General features: G+C 71.7%; 12 protein-coding genes and 2 pseudogenes. 10 read left to right on the forward strand and 4 right to left on the reverse strand.

Features of this window, described 5'->3' with window-relative positions:
* Positions 1–3 precede the first annotated feature (3 nt).
* Positions 4–897: an ADP-ribosylglycohydrolase family protein gene (locus Q3Y56_RS26560; protein ID WP_304464330.1), complete on the forward strand. Its 894-nt coding sequence runs from the start codon at positions 4–6 to the stop codon at positions 895–897.
* 8 nt (positions 898–905) lie between these two features.
* Here Q3Y56_RS26560 and Q3Y56_RS26565 read toward each other — a convergent pair whose 3' ends face one another.
* Positions 906–2459 carry an MFS transporter gene (locus tag Q3Y56_RS26565; RefSeq protein WP_304464331.1) on the reverse strand — a complete coding sequence of 518 codons (1554 nt, stop codon included), beginning with the start codon at positions 2457–2459 and terminating at the stop codon, positions 906–908.
* 113 nt (positions 2460–2572) lie between these two features.
* On the opposite strand from Q3Y56_RS26565, the pseudogene Q3Y56_RS26570 reads away from it, so the two are divergent.
* From Q3Y56_RS26570 to Q3Y56_RS26580, 3 genes and pseudogenes are all read left to right on the forward strand, one after another.
* Positions 2573–3195 (forward strand): annotated as a pseudogene (locus Q3Y56_RS26570) (TetR/AcrR family transcriptional regulator).
* A gap of 26 nt (positions 3196–3221) precedes the next feature.
* Entirely contained in the window at positions 3222–3923 is a 702-nt protein-coding gene (locus Q3Y56_RS26575; protein ID WP_304464332.1) for a ribonuclease HII, read from the forward strand.
* 49 nt (positions 3924–3972) lie between these two features.
* Positions 3973–4601, forward strand: a pseudogene (locus Q3Y56_RS26580) (hypothetical protein).
* 63 nt (positions 4602–4664) lie between these two features.
* Here the strand turns inward: Q3Y56_RS26580 and Q3Y56_RS26585 are convergent.
* Positions 4665–5234, reverse strand: a complete 570-nt coding sequence (locus Q3Y56_RS26585) for a hypothetical protein (protein ID WP_304465814.1) — start codon at positions 5232–5234, stop codon at positions 4665–4667.
* Positions 5235–5512: 278 nt separating this feature from the next.
* Positions 5513–7696 carry a RecQ family ATP-dependent DNA helicase gene (locus Q3Y56_RS26590; RefSeq protein WP_304464333.1) on the reverse strand — a complete coding sequence of 728 codons (2184 nt, stop codon included), beginning with the start codon at positions 7694–7696 and terminating at the stop codon, positions 5513–5515.
* Positions 7697–7809: 113 nt separating this feature from the next.
* On the opposite strand from Q3Y56_RS26590, the gene Q3Y56_RS26595 reads away from it, so the two are divergent.
* From Q3Y56_RS26595 to Q3Y56_RS26615, 5 genes are all read left to right on the forward strand, one after another.
* The gene (locus Q3Y56_RS26595) at positions 7810–9339 is read left to right on the forward strand and encodes a DUF4192 domain-containing protein (RefSeq protein WP_304464334.1); all 1530 of its coding nucleotides are present in this window, start codon (positions 7810–7812) and stop codon (positions 9337–9339) included.
* 159 nt (positions 9340–9498) lie between these two features.
* Positions 9499–10260, forward strand: coding sequence for an NUDIX domain-containing protein (locus Q3Y56_RS26600; RefSeq protein ID WP_304464335.1), 762 nt, complete (start codon positions 9499–9501; stop codon positions 10258–10260).
* Positions 10261–10522: 262 nt separating this feature from the next.
* Positions 10523–11410, forward strand: coding sequence for a FadR/GntR family transcriptional regulator (locus Q3Y56_RS26605; RefSeq protein WP_304464336.1), 888 nt, complete (start codon positions 10523–10525; stop codon positions 11408–11410).
* Between the two features lie 352 nt (positions 11411–11762).
* Positions 11763–13310: an RNA polymerase sigma factor gene (locus Q3Y56_RS26610; RefSeq protein WP_304464337.1), complete on the forward strand. Its 1548-nt coding sequence runs from the start codon at positions 11763–11765 to the stop codon at positions 13308–13310.
* Positions 13311–13494: 184 nt separating this feature from the next.
* Positions 13495–14337, forward strand: coding sequence for a trypsin-like serine protease (locus Q3Y56_RS26615; RefSeq protein ID WP_304464338.1), 843 nt, complete (start codon positions 13495–13497; stop codon positions 14335–14337).
* Between the two features lie 210 nt (positions 14338–14547).
* On the opposite strand, the gene Q3Y56_RS26620 is transcribed toward Q3Y56_RS26615, so the two are convergent.
* Positions 14548–14778 carry a hypothetical protein gene (locus Q3Y56_RS26620; RefSeq protein WP_304464339.1) on the reverse strand — a complete coding sequence of 77 codons (231 nt, stop codon included), beginning with the start codon at positions 14776–14778 and terminating at the stop codon, positions 14548–14550.
* 440 nt (positions 14779–15218) lie between these two features.
* On the opposite strand from Q3Y56_RS26620, the gene Q3Y56_RS26625 reads away from it, so the two are divergent.
* The gene (locus tag Q3Y56_RS26625; RefSeq protein ID WP_304464340.1) at positions 15219–17342 is read left to right on the forward strand and encodes a type IIA DNA topoisomerase subunit B; all 2124 of its coding nucleotides are present in this window, start codon (positions 15219–15221) and stop codon (positions 17340–17342) included.
* Positions 17343–17418 lie beyond the last annotated feature (76 nt).

The following is a 17418-nucleotide window of genomic DNA, read 5'->3' on the forward strand; positions in this document are numbered from 1 at the left end:
GCGATGAACGCTGACCGTTTCGCGCGTGCCCTCGCCAGCCTGCGGGGGCTGGCCGTGGGTGACGCCCTCGGCTCCCAGTTCCTCGTGCCCGCCAACTTCCCGTCCCTGGCCCGCCGCGAGGCGCCACCCGGGCCCTGGCACTGGACGGACGACACCGAGATGGCCTGCTCGGTGCTGGCCGTCCTGGCCACGCACGGCAGGATCGACCAGGACGCGCTGGCCCGGTCCTTCGCCGAGCACCATCACGCCGACCGCGGCTACGGCCCGGCGGTGAACCGGATGCTCCGGCTGATCGGGGAGGGCGGCGACTGGCGTGAGCTGGCGGCGGGCCTCTTCAACGGGCAGGGGTCCTGGGGCAACGGTGCCGCCATGCGGATCGCCCCGCTCGGCGCCTGGTACGCGGGCGACGCCGAGCAGGCCACCCACCAGGCGGAGATCTCCGCCTACACCACACATCAGCACCGGGAGGCGGTCGCCGGGGCGATGGCCGTCGCCGCCGCGGCAGCGTTGGTGGCCGACCCCGCGGGGCCCAGGGGCCCGGAGGAACTGCTGGACGCCGTGGTGGCGCTCGTACCGCGCAGCGCCGTGCAGGCCGGGCTGCGTCGGGCCCGCGACATGCTCGACTACGGGGACACGGGCACCGTCGCCGCGGTGCTCGGCTGCGGCCGCCGCACCAGCGCCCATGACACGGTGCCCTTCGCGCTGTGGGCGGCGGCCCGCCATCTCGGTTCGTTCGAGACGGCGCTCTGGACGACGGCGCAGGCGGGAGGGGACATCGACACCACCTGCGCCATCGTCGGCGGCGTACTCGCCGGCGGTGCGGCGGGCGCTCCGCCCGCCGCGTGGCTCGACCGCACCGAGCCGCTTCCGGACTGGCTCCCGCGGATCACCGGCTGACCGGCTCCTCAGGCCACCGGGCCGGCGCCGCCCGCCGTACCGCTGAGCGCCTCGAGATCGCTCTTCCGGACCTTGACGACCACCAGCCCGGTGACCAGGGCGACGAGCACGAGCGCCGTGGCCGCGACGAAGGACGTCGAGATGCCCTCGGCCAGCACATAGTGGCCCCACGGTGCCGGGAGCTCCTTCGTCTTCTCCGCCGCCGCGAGCTGCTCCGGCGTCGCCTCCTTCAGGAACGACGGCATCTGCCGCTTCGCCTCGTCCTCACTGGCGGAGGTGAAGAGCGTCATCAGGATCGACAGGCCGAGCGAACCACCCACCTGCTGTGTCGCGTTGAGCAGGCCCGACGCGGCACCCGCCTCGTGCTGCGACACCCCGGAGACGGCCGTCAGGGTGAGCGTCACGAAGTTCAGCCCCATGCCGAAGCCGAACAGCAGCATCGGGCCGAGCACCCCGCCCACGTACGAGCTGTCCGGCTCGACCAGCGTCTGCCAGCCCATGCCCAGCGCGGTGAGGGTCGAACCGACCACGATGAACGGCTTGGGCCCGAACCTGGGGAGCAACTGCTGGGACAGCCCCGCCGAGACCACGATCGCGGCGCTGACCGGCAGGAACGCGAGTCCGGCCTTGATCGGGCTGTACTCCAGGACCTTCTGCACGAAGAGCACGATGAAGAAGAACATGCCGAACATGGCCGCGGCGAGGCTCAACATGATCACGTACGTCCCCGCACGGTTGCGGTCGGAGAACATCCGCAGCGGGGTGATCGGCTCGCGGGCACGCTGCTCGATCAGCGCGAACGCCGCGAGCAGCACCACGGCCGCGCCGAACGACAGCAGGGTGATGCCGTCGCTCCAGCCGTCCTCGGAGGCCCGGATGAACCCGTACACCAGGGACGCCATACCGGCGGTGGAGGCCAGTGCCCCCGCGACGTCGAAGCTGCCGGAGTGCCGTTCCGACTCGCTGATGTACAGCGGCGTGAGGACCACGATCAGTGCGCCGATCGGGACGTTCACGAACAGCACCCAGCGCCAGTCCAGCCACTCCGTGAGCATGCCGCCCGCCAGCAGTCCGATCGCGCTGCCGCCGGCCGACACGGCGGCGAAGACACCGAACGCCCGGTTCCGCTCCGGCCCTTCGGGGAACGTGGTGGTGATCAGCGCGAGGGCGGTGGGAGAGGCGATGGCACCGCCCATACCCTGCAGGGCACGGGCCACCAGGAGCTGCCATGGCTCCTGAGCGAAGCCGCCCGCCAGCGAAGCCACGGTGAACAGCACGATGCCGGCAGTGAAGACGCGCCTGCGGCCGAGGATGTCGCCGGCCCGGCCGCCGAGCAGCAGCAGCCCGCCGAAGGTGAGGGTGTAGGCCGTGACCACCCACGAAAGATCCGTGGTGGAGAAGTCGAGCGCGTCCTGGATGTGCGGGAGCGCGATGTTCACAATCGTGGCGTCGAGCACCACCATCAGCTGACAGGAGGCGATGACGGCCAGGGCGATCCCGGGTCTGCCCTCCCGTCTCGCAGCGCCCGGCTTCCGGCCGGATATGAGGTGAGAGGTCGTCACAGCGTATCCCCCTATGCGAATTAGTGAACGGAACCGTTCACTGTCATGGCGACGTTAGTGAGCACGATGTCCGGGGCGCAAGCGCTGTCGACGGACACAACGGAGAGAGAAACATGGTCAGTTCGGGTCGGTCAGGCGCAGATGCGCTGCCGCCGGTCGCGCGCCGCCGCGGCCCCGTACTGGAGCGCGCGATCCTCGCCGCCGCGCTCCACCAGCTGAGCGCGGTCGGCTGGCGCGGGCTCACCATGGAGGGGGTCGCCGCTCGCGCCCGGACCGGCAAGGCCGCGGTCTACCGCCGGTGGCCCTCCAAGGAGGACCTGGTCCTGGACGCGCTCCGGGCGGGGCTCCCCGACCCCTTGAACCGCCCGGCCTGGGCAGCCTCCGCGCGGACCTGCTCAGCTTCTGCCGCTCCATGCTCGCCGCGATGTACTCGCCCGCCGGCATCGCGCTGCGCGCCGTGATCCACGAGTGCGACCACGGCGCCGTGAAGCGCTTCACCGAACTGATCCACGGCGCGGTGCTCGCCCCCGGGAAGCGGACCTTCCGCGAGATCGTCCGCGAGGGCATCGAACGCGGCGAGGTCCGGCCGGACGCGGAGGGCGGCATGGTCGAGGACGTCGTACCGGCCCTGATGATGTACCGCGCGAAGGTCTCCGCCGGCGAACTGACCTCCGGCGACGCGGTGGAGATCGTCGACCGCGTCCTGCTGCCCCTGCTCCGGGTGCACGGCGCCTGAGGCGGCCGCGTAATGTGGTTGATGCCATGCCGTACGAACCGCCCACTCACAGCGTCGAGCGCTCGCTCCGCGCCACCACGGGAGCACGCGTCGTCGCCGGAATCGACGAGGTCGGACGCGGTGCCTGGGCCGGGCCGGTCACCGTCTGCGCGGCCGTCACCGGACTGCGCCGCCCGCCCGTGGGGCTCACCGACTCCAAGCTGCTGACCGTCAAGCGGCGCCTTGAACTGGTCCGCGAACTGGAGCCCTGGCTCACCGCCTACGCGCTCGGTCACGCCTCGCCGCGCGAGATCGACGACCTGGGGATGACCGCCGCGCTGCGCCTGGCCGCCACCCGGGCCCTCGACGCGCTGCCGATGCGTCCCGACGCGGTGATCCTCGACGGCAAGCACGACTACCTCGGCGCGCCCTGGCGGGTACGTACGGTGATCAAGGGCGACCAGAGCTGTGTGGTCGTCGCCGCGGCCTCCGTGATCGCCAAGGTCCGGCGGGACGCGATGATGGCCGAACTGGGCTCGGACCACCGGGAATTCTGCTTCGGTGACAACGCCGGATACCCTTCGCCGGTGCACCGCGCGGCGCTGGCGGAGCTGGGACCCACCCCGCACCACCGTCTGTCCTGGTCCTATCTGGACAACCTGCCGCGCTGGCGGCACCTCAAGCAGGGCCGCAGCGTCCCTGAAACCGCTGCGATGGAAGCCGGCGGCCAACTCGGCTTCGACTTCTGAGCGGACTTTTCCGCCACCCGCCGATGCGACTCGCACCGACGTTTGATAGATATCACCTCATGCCTCTCATCCCGAGGAGCCTCAGATTCACGAGAGTGTCCCGGGTCCCCGCGCGACGCCGGCCGCAGGCCGCACCGTGCCGACCCCCGCCCTGTCCCCGGTCCCGGCCCCCGGCCCGCCCCGCGGCGGCCAGGTACCCCAGGCCCGAACCGCGGCCCGGCCATGCCCCCGTCGCAGCGTGCGGCGAGCGATCAGGCCGGCCCCGTGCCGTCCACCGAGAGCGCTTCGTCCGCTCCGCAGATCCAGCTCATCCCCGCTCCGGCGGAGGGGGCGCTGGACGCCGCAGACGAGGCCGTAGACCTGCTGCTGGACTCCGGCCGCGCGCCCGGCGACATCCTGGTCCTGACGACCGGAGGCCAGCACCCGTGGGCGGCCCACGAGCTGTCCTTCGGCGAGCAGTCGTACTGGGCCCAGCACGACTCCGGAGACGACGTCTTCTACGCCGCCGCCGAAGCCGGCCGGGCCACCGGCCGCCCGGTCGTGGTCGTGGCCGTCAACGGAGGCGCGGACGACGCCGTTGCCCGTGCGCTCCCGCAGGCCATGTCCCGGGCCGGGGCGCTGCTGATCGTCTGCGGTGATCCGCAGCGCATCAACGCGCTCATGGGCGCCGGCGTCTGAACCTGCTGCCCGCCGCCGCTGACCGTACGCCCGGTGACGGGCGGCCCCTGCCGGGGCCGCCCGTCACCGGGCGGCTGTGCGCCGCAGCGCGTCCGGCGCGCCCCCGCCCGAGCGCGTCAGCGCGCCCGGACCCGCATGGTCCGCGGCGCCCGGCGCCACGGGGTGCTGCCAGCCCTGGCACGAGGCCGAGTTCGGCCTTCGGCCGGTACGCCCGTCGCCCAGCACCTGCCAGCCGCCGGGCGTGAGCGTGATGTACGCCCCGCAGCGCAGCCCGTGCAGGGTGCAGGCGTCGCGGAGCCCCCACATCCACGCGCCGTCCTCCTCGGTCCACCGGTCGTCGCCGTCACGGCAGTAGAGCAGCACGGCCGTACGCACCGGCGTACGGCGGCGCAGGTCGTGCGGGATGATCCGACGCAGCTGCTCAAGGAGCGCGTTGCGGAACTCCCAGCCGTCGGCGGCCCTGGCCCGGTGGGCGAACGAGGCGCTGGCCGCCAGCCGTTCGTCCGGGCCGAGCACCGCGACGACGGCCGTCGAGGGGGTCGGCAGATGGCGCGCGTGGAGGCCGGTGACCACCTCACGGGGATTGCGCAGCAAGGGGATGCCCGCGTCGGCCCACTCGGCCGGTTCGAGCATCCGGCCCAGCCGGGACACGGAATCAGTGGCGGGCGGCGGAACGGAGCCGAGGGTCACGGTCCTCCCTTCGTCTGCGCGCCCACGGATCGCGCAGTGTGCCGGGCACGGGGGCGCACGCCACAGCACAGCTCCAGCGAGGCCGCGAGCGAAGCGGGGTGGGGAGCACTGACAATTCTCGTCGCCCTGCCGGCTTGCGGCAACGAGCAATTGGCGCCGCTGACCGGTATAGGGCGGTGCGCCGCCAATATTCCTCCCGACCCGGCGGCCGCACCAGTGCGTCACGCCTGCACTGCCAGGACCAGCGGAAACACCTCCCCGGCTCCGGCCCGGCGCAGGAGCCGGGCAGCGACCGCCAACGTCCAGCCCGAATCGGCCAGATCATCCACCAGCAGCACCGGTCCGGCCGCCTGGGCGAGCGCGGCCCGCAGCTCGGGCGGCACGGTCAGCGCCCCGTGCAGCGCCCGGACCCGCTGCGCGCTGTTGCTCCGGGAGACCGGCGCGCCCAGCTCGCCCTCCGCGTACGTGACCGTGCCCAGCAGCGGCATCCGCCCGATGGCCGCGATCCGTTCGCCGAGTGACCGGATCAGCCGCGGCCGCTTGTACGAGTCGAGTGTGACGACTCCGACCGGGCGGGCCGGAGCATCCGGAGCGCCCGAGGCCCAGCCGCCGGAGCCCTTCGCCCAGTCCGCGAGCACGGTCACGACGGCGTCCGCGACATCGTCGGGCACCGGGCCGTCCGGTGCCTGCGCGGAGAGCAGCGGACGCAGCCGGTTGCCCCAGCCGATGTCGGAGAGCCGGCCCAGAGCCCGGCCGGGAGCGGCCTGTTCACCCGCCGGAATGCGGCCCTTGAGGTCGACACCCACGGCCGGCAGCCCGGTGGGCCACATCCGGCGCGGCTCCACCTCGACGCCCGGCCGCCCCAGTTCACCGCGTGCCGCGTCCAGGGCGGTGGCCGACACCTCGGCGGTGAAGCGGGCCCCCGCGCAGTTGTCGCAGCGCCCGCAGGGCGCCGCCGTCTCGTCGTCCAGCTGCCGTCGCAGGAACTCCATCCGGCACCCGGTCGTGTTGGTGTAGTCCCGCATGGCCTGCTGTTCCAGTTCCCGCTGGCGCGCCACCCAGGCGTATCGCTGCGCGTCATAGGCCCAGGGTCGGCCGGTCGCGGTCCAGCCGCCGCGCTCCCGGCGCACGGCTCCGTCCACGTCGAGCACCTTGAGCATGATCTCCAGGCGCGACCGGCGCAGGTCGACCCGCGGTTCGAGCGCGGGCAGCGACACCGGGCGGTCGGACGCCGCGAGGACGTCCAAGGTCCGCCGTACCTGCTCCTCGGACGGGAACGCGAGCGAGGCGAAGTACTGCCAGATCGCCTCGTCCTCACGGCCGGGCAGCAGCAGCACCTCGGCGTGCTCCACGCCGCGCCCGGCGCGCCCCACCTGCTGGTAGTAGGCGATGGGGGAGGACGGCGACCCCAGGTGGACCACGAAGCCGAGATCCGGCTTGTCGAACCCCATGCCGAGTGCCGAGGTGGCGACGAGCGCCTTGACGCGGTTGGCGAGCAGATCCTCCTCCGCCTGCTGCCGGTCCGCGTTCTCCGTCCGTCCCGTGTACGAGGAGACGGTGTGGCCGCATCGGCGCAGATAGGCGGTGACCTCCTCGGCCGCGGCGACCGTGAGCGTGTACACGATCCCGGAGCCCGGCAGCGCGTCGAGATGGTCGGCGAGCCACGCGAGGCGGTGTGCGGCGTCGGGCAGCCGGAGCACCGACAGGCTCAGGCTTTCGCGCTCCAGCGCCCCGCGCAGGACGAGCGCCGGACCGGACCCGTCACCGTCCCCCTCGTGCCCGCCGGTGCCCAGCTGGTCGGCGACGTCGGCGGTGACCCGCGCGTTGGCGGTGGCGGTCGTCGCCAGCACCGGAACGCCGGGCGGCAGGTCGGCGAGCATCGTGCGCAGTCTGCGGTAGTCCGGCCGGAAGTCATGGCCCCAGTCCGAGATGCAGTGCGCCTCGTCGACGACCAGCAGGCCGGTGGCGGCGGCGAGCTTGGGCAGCACCTGGTCGCGGAAGTCGGGATTGTTCAGCCGCTCGGGGCTGACCAGCAGCACATCCACCTCGCCCGCGGCCACCTCGGCCTGGATGGTGTCCCACTCCTCCGGGTTGGCGGAGTTGATCGTGCGCGCGTGGATACCGGCCCGCGCGGCGGCGTCCACCTGGTTGCGCATCAGCGCCAGGAGCGGTGAGACGATCACAGTGGGGCCGCTGCCGCGCTCGCGCAGCAGGGCGGTGGCGACGAAGTACACCGCGGACTTGCCCCAGCCGGTGCGCTGCACGACCAGGGCCCGGCGGCGCTCGGCGACCAGCGCCTCCACCGCACGCCACTGGTCCTCCCGGAGCCGGGCGGCACCGGAGGGGTCCCCGACGAGGCGGGCGAGGACGTGGTCGGCCGAGGCACGCAGATCTTCGTTGCTCATCCCCCCATGCAACCCGATGCCACCGACATCGCGCGACCGAGGTCCGCGAGGCTGTGGAAAGACGTTTTTCCACAGGGGTGGCGAGATCGGCTTGATCACGAGACCTTCTGGCCATGACGAAAAACGACGCATTCGCCAGCCCCTCCGACCACGAGCAGGTCACCCTCCGCAGCCCGGCCGAACTCGCCGACGCCCTGCCGTACTTGGTCGGGTTCCACCCGGACGACAGCATCGTCCTGGTCGCCCTGCACGGCCCGGAGGGCCGCTTCGGCGGGCGGCTCAGGCTGGGCATCCCCGAAGCCCGCGACGACTGGCCCGAGGTCAGCGACCAACTCGCCGAGTGCCTGGTGACCGGGGGTGAGCGGCGCGGGTCACGGCCCGACGGCATCATCGTCTTCCTGCGCCAGGACCCGGCCGCGGACGAGTCCGGGCAGGACGTGATGGAGCGGCTGCGGCCGCTGGCCCAGCTCCTGCGCACGGCCTGCGGTACGCACGAGGTGCCGGTCTTCGAGGCACTGTGCGTCTCCGGCGGCCGCTTCTGGTCCTACTGCTGCCCCGACCAGCGCTGCTGTCCGGCGGAGGGCACGCCGCTGGGCATTCCCGGAACGTCGGTGATGGCTGCCGCGGCGGCGTACGCGGGGATCAGGGTGCGCGGGTCGCTGCGGGAGATGGAGGCCCGCCTTGCCCCGCTCGCCGCACCGCGGGCCGCGGAGCAGGAGGAAGCGCTGGAGACGGCGGGCGAGGCGCTGCTGCCCCGCATCCTGGGGGACGCCGACTCCGCCGCCGTGCGGGAGGAGACGCTCGTGCTGCTGCGGCGGATGCTGGAGCGGTTCCGCGCGGCCGTGCCGATCGCCGACACGGCCGCCGCCGACCTCCACGACGACCGCCTTCTCGACCCCGGTGAGGCGGCGGCCGTGATCATCGGGCTGCAGGACCGGGTCACGCGCGACCGCGCGGCGGAGTGGATGGAAGGCGCGGACGCGGAACCGGCGCTGCGGCTCTGGCGAGCATTGGCCCGGCGCTGCGTCGGGGCCTACGTCGAGCATGCCGCCGTGCCGCTCACCCTCGCCGGCTGGGTGGCCTGGTCATCGGGGGACGAGCCCTCCGCCAGGGTCGCGCTCGGCCGCGCCCTGCGCGCCGATCCGAACTACCTGTTCGCCAAGATGCTGCACGAGGCGTGCAACGAGGGACTCGACCCCGAGCCGCTGCGGCGGTGCCTGCGGCGGGCGCGTGCGGATCAGGCGGTCCACGCCGCCATCCACGAGGAACTGGCGCGCGGATCGGGCATGGCGTCCGCGCCGGACGCCGACGTCGCGGCGAGCGGTCCCGAGGCGCCTGACGCCCCCGCCGACGTCTCCATGAACAGTTCTGCGGCCGGTGCCTCCACCGGTGTCGCCGAAGCACCGGCCGACAGGGCTGGAACAGATGTCGCCGAAGCCCCGGCCGACGGGGCTGGAACAGATGCGGGCGGCGGAGCAGGGGAAAGGGCCGCGCGCAGGCGCGGCGCTCGCGCGGCCCGGTCCGGGCGGCCGACGCCCTGCGGACCGGGAGGCCCGCGCGGCGGTCGTGACGGGCGCCGGCCCGAAGCCAGGCCGCGGACGCGGCGCCGGGCGGGGCACCGGGGAGCCGGCGGCCGCCGGTGACGGCACCTGCCGGCAGCGGACCAGTCGAGACGGGCCCCGCGACGGTTCCGGCCCCGTCGTGCCGCAGTGCCGGCACGACCGGGCGGGAGCGGTCCCACGGACCCGGCCCGTCATGGCCAAGAGCCTGTTTATCGTCAGGCAGACGACTATGATCACTTCATGCCCTACGACCCGTCGGCCTTCCCGCCCTTCGCCGTCACCGTCGATCTGGTCGTGCTCACCGTGCGGCGGCACGCGCTGTGCGCGCTGGCCGTCCGCCGCGGTGAGCCGCCCTTCCAAGGGCGGTGGGCGCTGCCCGGTGGATTCGTGCGGGCCGACGAGGATCTCGCGGCGGCCGCCGCGAGAGAGCTCGCGGAGGAGACGGGGCTGCTCGCCCACGATCCCTCCCTCCCCGCGCCGCCCAACGCCGCCCACCTCGAACAGCTCGCGACCTACGGTGACCCCAAGCGCGACCCCCGCATGCGTGTGGTCAGCGTCGCGCACCTGGCACTCGCCCCCGACCTGCCCGCGCCGCGCCCCGGCGGTGACGCGCACAGCGTGCGCTGGGCGCCGGTGGAGTCGCTGCTCGACCAGGACGGGGCGTTCAGCCGCGACGGAGAGGCGGCGGCACCGCTCGCCTTCGACCACGCCCGCATCCTCGCGGACGGCGTCGAACGCGCCCGCTCGAAGATCGAGTACTCGTCGCTGGCCACGGCGTTCTGCCCGCGGGAGTTCACCGTGGGCGAGCTGCGCCGGGTCTACGAGGCGGTGTGGGGAGTGGTCCTGGACCCGCGCAACTTCCATCGCAAGGTGACCGGAACCCCGGGCTTCCTGGTGCCGACCGGAGGGACGACGACCCGTCAGGGCGGCCGCCCCGCCCAGCTGTTCCGGGCCGGAGGCGCGACGCTGCTCAATCCTCCGATGCTGCGCCCCGAGGTCTGACACGCCCTCAGCGTGACCTATGCTTAACAGGAAATACGGATAAATCGAGCTAGCGTGGTGACGTGTATCCCCGGCCGCGCGCCGCCGGGCCGCGAAGCGCCTCGCCGTCCGCGCGTCCGTTGCCCAGCGTGCCCGCAACTCCCCGCAGCGTGGCGATTTCTGTCCGGTTGGACGTCAATTGTGAGGTAATGCGCGATCACCCTTTCGTGTGCTTTTCACCAAAGACCCTAAGGGTCTCCGAGGTGTCGCCGACAAAGGATGCGTGAGTACCCTTGCGCACACCACGATGACCGCGGCTCGCCCAGCCGAATCCGGCCTCGCCGGCCCGGGCGAGCTAGACCGCTACTCCTACCCCGACGCCCCCGGCGCCGACCGCGGCAGCGCCCCCTCCTGGGACGGCGCCGACGCGGAGATCGGCCGCGTGGGGCGGCGTGCCGCCGGCAATCGAGGCCGCGGCCTGCACGGCCAACTCGTCCAGCAACTGGGCCAGATGATCGTCTCCGGTGACCTGGGTGCCGATCGTCCGCTCGTACCCGAGGAGATCGGCCAGCGCTTCGAGGTCTCCCGGACCGTCGTCCGCGAATCACTCCGCGTACTGGAGGCCAAGGGCCTGGTCAGCGCGCGGCCCAACGTCGGCACCCGGGTCCGGCCGGTCAGCGACTGGAACCTGCTGGACCCCGACATCATCGAGTGGCGGGCGTTCGGCCCGCAGCGCGACGACCAGCGCCGCGAGCTGTGCGAGCTGCGCTGGACCATCGAGCCGCTGGCCGCCCGCCTCGCCGCCGGGCACGGCCGTGAGGAGGTCCAGCAGCGGCTCGCCGACATGGTGGAGATCATGGCGCACGCACTGGCGCAGGGGGACGCCCTGACCTTCTCCCGCGCCGACGCCGAGTTCCACACGCTGCTCCTCCAGGTCGCGGGCAACCGCATGCTGGAGCACCTCGCGGGCATCGTCGCCTCCGCCCTCCATGTCTCCGGGGGGCCGGTCACCGGCTGCGACCGGCCCACCGAGGCCGGCGTCGGACACCACCGCCGCATCGTCGACGCCGTCGGTTCGGGCGACGCCGCGGCGGCCGAGGCCGCGATGCGTCAACTGCTCACCGTCCACCCTGAGGTCGAGCGCGTGGTGCCAGCACCGCGTGAGCACTGACCCACCGGCCACGCGGAACGGACATGAACACGGGGCGGCGTCGCCGGATCTCCGGAGGCCGGCTCCGACCGGCTCCGAAGATTCGGCGACGCACTGTGATCTGTCCGCTTCTATCGGCATTCGTACTGCTTTGTGGTGTGACTCGGGCCACGAGGATTGGGCGTAACGCTCTTTGCAGCAGTGCGATGACTAAAGAGGTGGTAGCCGCGGTGGGAATACAGACGTCGCTCGTGACGCTGTAGTCCCCTGCACTGCCGCTCGCGCCACCGGTTCATCCCTGCCGGTGGTCGTCGGCTCCGGTCCTCCACGGACGGGGCCGGAAGCCGTTCCCCATCATTCCGAGAGGTTGTTCGTGTCGGCCAGCACATCCCGTACGCTCCCGCCGGAGATCGCCGAGTCCGAGTCTGTCATGGCGCTCATCGAGCGGGGAAAGGCTGATGGGCAGATCGCCGGCGATGACGTGCGTCGGGCCTTCGAGGCTGACCAGATTCCGCCAACCCAGTGGAAGAACGTTCTGCGCAGCCTCAACCAGATCCTCGACGAGGAGGGTGTGACGCTGATGGTCAGTGCCGCAGAGGCGCCCAAGCGCACCCGCAAGAGCGTCGCAGCGAAGAGTCCGGCGAAGCGCACCGCCACCAAGACCGTCACGGCCAAGACGGTCACCACCAAGAAGGCCGCCGCCGCCCCGGCCGGGGTCGGCACCGACGCGGAAGACGACGCCACGGCATCGCCCGCGAAGAAGGCCGTCGCGAAGAAGACCACGGCCAAGAAGGCGACGGCGAAGAAGACCGTCGCGAAGAAGGCCACGGCCAAGAAGACCGCCTCCAAGAAGGACGCCGACGAGCTGCTCGAGGGCGAGGAGCTGATCGAGGAGACCGCGGGCCCCGGCAAGCCGGGCGCCGAGTCCGAGGGCGAGGGCGAGAGCCAGGGCTTCGTGCTCTCCGACGAGGACGAGGACGACGCCCCCGCGCAGCAGGTCGCCGCGGCCGGCGCCACCGCCGACCCGGTCAAGGACTACCTCAAGCAGATCGGTAAGGTCCCGCTGCTCAACGCCGAGCAGGAGGTCGAGCTCGCCAAGCGCATCGAGGCCGGCCTGTTCGCCGAGGACAAGCTCGCCAACTCCGACAAGCTCGCCCCCAAGCTCAAGCGCGAGCTGGAGATCATCGCCGAGGACGGCCGCCGCGCCAAGAACCACCTGCTGGAGGCCAACCTCCGACTGGTGGTCTCGCTGGCCAAGCGCTACACCGGCCGCGGCATGCTCTTCCTGGACCTGATCCAGGAGGGCAACCTCGGTCTGATCCGCGCGGTCGAGAAGTTCGACTACACCAAGGGCTACAAGTTCTCCACCTACGCCACCTGGTGGATCCGGCAGGCGATCACCCGCGCGATGGCCGACCAGGCGCGCACCATCCGTATCCCGGTGCACATGGTCGAGGTCATCAACAAGCTCGCGCGTGTCCAGCGCCAGATGCTCCAGGACCTGGGCCGCGAGCCCACCCCGGAGGAGCTGGCCAAGGAGCTCGACATGACCCCGGAGAAGGTCATCGAGGTCCAGAAGTACGGTCGCGAGCCGATCTCCCTGCACACGCCGCTGGGCGAGGACGGCGACAGCGAGTTCGGTGACCTCATCGAGGACTCCGAGGCCGTCGTCCCCGCCGACGCGGTGAGCTTCACGCTTCTGCAGGAGCAGCTGCACTCGGTGCTCGACACCCTCTCCGAGCGCGAGGCCGGCGTGGTCTCCATGCGCTTCGGCCTCACCGACGGCCAGCCGAAGACCCTGGACGAGATCGGCAAGGTCTACGGCGTGACGCGTGAGCGCATCCGCCAGATCGAGTCGAAGACCATGTCGAAGCTGCGCCACCCGTCCCGCTCCCAGGTCCTGCGCGACTACCTGGACTGATCGGGTCGGTTGGTCGGCCGTGGCCCCGTGTGGGTGAACGGCCGGCGCCAGATCGTTCGAAGGCCGGGTCCCCTCCGGGGGCTCGGCCTTCGCGCTGCTCGCTTTCTTTTCGCTTCCGGATGCGGACGCGACCGTACTGGGTGACGCTAGGTGGGCACGTCGCTCCGATCGGTCAGGAGGCAGTATGCGCATCCGGCGCCGTTCGCTCGCCGCGGCCCCCGTCGTGGCTCTCACCGGCGCCTTAGCGCTGCTGGTCGCTGCTCCAGCCCCCGCGTCCGTCGCGGGGCGGGCCGTGGTCGGCGGACATCCGGTGCGTATCGCGGACGCGCCGTGGACGGTCGCGCTCGCCAGCCACAGCCGGTTCGGGATCGAGCGCTCCGGTCAGTTCTGCGGCGGCGTCGCCGTCTCCCGTACGACGGTGCTCACGGCGGCGCACTGCATGGGGCGCGGGGTGCTCGGCGTGCCGTGGAGTGAGGTGCGGGACCTGCGGGTGGTGGCCGGCCGGGGGGACCTGGGCGGGAACAGCGGCCAGGAGTTGCGCGTACGGAAGGTGTGGGTCAATCCCGGCTACACCCCCGAGACCAACTCCGGGGACGTGGCGGTGCTCACCGTCGAGGGCGCGATGCCCAAGAGCTCCGTGGTGCCGATGGCGTACCGGGGCGACAGCGCCTACCAGCCGGGCACCCCGGCCGCGGTCTACGGCTGGGGCGACACCGCGGGCACCGGGGCCTACTCCGCGACGCTGCGAGCGGCGGAGGTGCAGGTGCTGGACGACGCCATGTGCCGCCAGGCCTACCCCAGGGGCGTGGAGGGGGCGGAGGGCGTCTATGACGCCAGGTCGATGGTGTGCGCCGGGCGGCCGTCGGGCGGCCAGGACGCCTGCCAGGGTGACAGCGGGGGGCCGCTGGTCGCTCAGGGGCGCCTGATCGGCCTGGTGTCCTGGGGCAGCGGGTGCGGCCGGGCCGGCAGTCCCGGCGTCTATACGCGGATCTCAGCGGCGGCGCCGATGATCGCCGCACACAGGTGAGCCAGCGGCGCGTCAGCGCCTGAACGAGGCCCTGAGGGCGCTTCCGGCTCTGCCGCTCGGCATCCCACCTCATGTCACTCGGTGTCCGCCTGTGCCTCACGGTAGGCGAGGACGGCAGCCGCGTACGAGGACGGGCGGCCGTCCCGCTTTCGGGACAGCCGCCCGTGATCCGGCGCAGGGCCGGTCCGCTCGTCGTTTGGGCGCGATATGTCAGCGTTCGTCGTCGGACGCAGACGCCGGGAGGGTGGTGAGCCGCTCCGTCTCGTCCTGTATCTCGGCGGCGATCTTCTTGAGTTCCGGCTCGAACTTACGTCCATGGTGGGCGCAGAAGAGCAGCTCGCCACCGCTCGTCAGGACGACGCGCAGGTAGGCCTGGGCGCCGCAGCGGTCGCAGCGGTCGGCGGCCGTCAGCGGGCTCGCGGGGGTCAGAACAGTAGTCACGTCGCCTCTTCTCTAGCTCGACGAGCTGTCGTACCAGGGTCAACATCCAACCAGGCCGAAAACGTTCCCGCTCGCGGCTTTTCCTCGAAAGTTTCTTCCGAATGGACGGTTGCTGACGGTTGGCGGCGAATGAGCCGTATTGCCTTGGTTTACGGTTTCGCGTCGCTTGTCGGTCTTTGTCCTCCCGGCCGGGTTGCCGGTTGTGCATGAGGACGTGCCCGGAGCCTAAATGGTTCATGCCTGAAAAGGAACGTGATGTTTGCGGCAGCCCCCGAGGCGCTCGAACGTGTGAGCGAAGTGGGGAAGATCTCGACTAGCATGGACGTTCTCATGGGTGGCGGCACAGAGGCTCTATCAGGCCTCGGTACGCTCTCACCGGCGACCCAGCCACATCGTGCCCGGAGTCGGGCCATCCAGAAATTCAGCGAGGAGCGAACCGCGTGACCGCCGACACGTCCGTGCCGTCCACTGCGCTGCTGACCGGAGCAGACCGGGGCGGATCCAACTACACCGCGCGGCACCTGCTCGTCCTCGAAGGGCTCGAGGCGGTGCGCAAGCGCCCCGGCATGTACATCGGCTCGACCGACAGCCGCGGCCTGATGCACTGCCTCTGGGAGATCATCGACAACTCCGTCGACGAGGCGCTCGGCGGCTGCTGCGACCGCATCGACGTCATCCTGCACGAGGACGGCTCGGTGGAGGTCCGGGACAACGGCCGCGGCATCCCGGTCGACGTCGAGCCCAAGACCGGCCTGTCCGGTGTCGAGGTCGTGATGACCAAGCTGCACGCCGGCGGCAAGTTCGGCGGCGGCTCGTACGCGGCCTCCGGCGGTCTGCACGGCGTCGGCGCGTCCGTCGTCAACGCCCTGTCCGCCCGCCTCGACGTCGAGGTGGACCGCTACGGCAAGACCCACTCGATCAGCTTCCGGCGCGGCGTCCCCGGCATCTTCACCGAGTCCGGCCCGGACGCGCCCTTCGACCCGGCGAACGGGCTGCTCAAGGGCAAGCGGGTGCCCAAGACCCGCACCGGCACCCGGGTCCGCTACTGGGCCGACCGGCAGATCTTCCTCAAGGACGCCAAGCTCTCCCTGGAGACGCTGCACGCGCGCGCCCGCCAGACCGCCTTCCTGGTGCCCGGCCTCACCATCGTCGTACGGGACCAGAGGGCCCTGGAGGGGCAAGAGGGGCCGGCCGAGGAGACCTTCCGCTACGACGGCGGGATCAGCGAGTTCTGCGACTACCTGGCCCAGGACAAGGCCGTCTGCGACGTGCTGCGGCTCACCGGGCAGGGCACGTTCAAGGAGACGGTCCCGGTCCTGGACGACCGCGGCCACATGACGCCCACCGAGGTCACCCGGGAACTCGGCGTCGACATCGCGCTGCGCTGGGGCACCGGCTACGACACCGCGGTCAAGTCCTTCGTCAACATCATCGCCACGCCCAAGGGCGGCACCCACGTCGCCGGCTTCGAGCGGGCTATCACCCGGACGGTCAACGAGGTGCTGCGCTCCGCCAAGCTGCTGCGGGTCGCCGAGGACGACGTCGTCAAGGACGACGCGATGGAGGGCCTGACCGCCGTCGTCACCGTCCGGCTGGCCGAGCCGCAGTTCGAGGGCCAGACCAAGGAGGTGCTGGGCACCTCGGCCGCCTCCCGGATCGTCGCGAACGTGGTCGCCAAGGAGCTCAAGACCTTCCTGACCTCGACCAAGCGGGACGCCAAGCAGCAGGCACGGGCGGTGCTGGAGAAGGTCGTGGCCGCCGCCCGTACGCGGATCGCGGCCCGCCAGCACAAGGAGGCGCAGCGCCGCAAGACCGCGCTGGAGTCCTCGTCGCTGCCCGCGAAGCTCGCCGACTGCCGCAGCGACGACGTGGACCGCAGCGAACTGTTCATCGTCGAGGGCGACTCGGCGCTCGGCACCGCCAAGCTCGCGCGGAACTCCGAGTTCCAGGCGCTGCTGCCCATCCGCGGCAAGATCCTCAACGTACAGAAGTCGTCCGTCTCGGACATGCTCAAGAACGCCGAGTGCGGAGCCATCATCCAGGTCATAGGGGCCGGGTCCGGCCGGACCTTCGACATCGACCAGGCGCGCTACGGCAAGGTCATCTTCCTCGCTGACGCCGATGTCGACGGCGCGCACATCCGGTGCCTGCTGCTGACCCTCTTCCAGCGCTACATGCGGCCGATGGTCGAGCAGGGGCGGGTCTTCTCGGCCGTGCCGCCACTGCACCGCATCGAGCTGATCAACCCCAAGAAGGGGCAGGACAAGTACGTCTACACCTACTCCGACGGGGAGCTCCAGGAGACCCTGCTGGACCTCCAGCGCCGCAACGTCCGCTTCAAGGACAGCATCCAGCGCTACAAGGGCCTCGGTGAGATGGACGCCGACCAGCTGGCCGAGACGACCATGGACCCGCGCCACCGCACCCTGCGGCGGATCAACATCAGCGACCTGGAGGCCGCTGAGCAGGCCTTCGACCTGCTGATGGGCAACGAGGTCGCGCCGCGCAAGGAGTTCATCACGAACTCCGCGGCCACCTTGGACCGGTCGCGGATCGACGCCTGACGTAAAGGCTGCCCGGCGGGCCGGTTCTCGGGTGTCTGTCACCTGATGGTGTGAACCTTCCGGGCGAACCGTCCGG

Origin of the sequence: Streptomyces sp. XD-27, from assembly GCF_030553055.1 — a bacterium.
In the GTDB taxonomy this organism is placed as follows: domain Bacteria; phylum Actinomycetota; class Actinomycetes; order Streptomycetales; family Streptomycetaceae; genus Streptomyces.

What these genes read in the sequence shown, in the direction of transcription:
- Q3Y56_RS26560 (WP_304464330.1), top strand. Translation starts at nt 4, where the DNA reads ATGAACGCTGACCGTTTCGCGCGTGCCCTCGCCAGCCTGCGGGGGCTG.
- Q3Y56_RS26575 (WP_304464332.1), top strand. Translation starts at nt 3,222, where the DNA reads ATGCCGTACGAACCGCCCACTCACAGCGTCGAGCGCTCGCTCCGCGCC.
- Q3Y56_RS26585 (WP_304465814.1), bottom strand. Translation starts at nt 5,234, where the DNA reads ATGCTCGAACCGGCCGAGTGGGCCGACGCGGGCATCCCCTTGCTGCGC.
- Q3Y56_RS26590 (WP_304464333.1), bottom strand. Translation starts at nt 7,696, where the DNA reads ATGAGCAACGAAGATCTGCGTGCCTCGGCCGACCACGTCCTCGCCCGC.
- Q3Y56_RS26595 (WP_304464334.1), top strand. Translation starts at nt 7,810, where the DNA reads ATGACGAAAAACGACGCATTCGCCAGCCCCTCCGACCACGAGCAGGTC.
- Q3Y56_RS26600 (WP_304464335.1), top strand. Translation starts at nt 9,499, where the DNA reads ATGCCCTACGACCCGTCGGCCTTCCCGCCCTTCGCCGTCACCGTCGAT.
- Q3Y56_RS26615 (WP_304464338.1), top strand. Translation starts at nt 13,495, where the DNA reads ATGCGCATCCGGCGCCGTTCGCTCGCCGCGGCCCCCGTCGTGGCTCTC.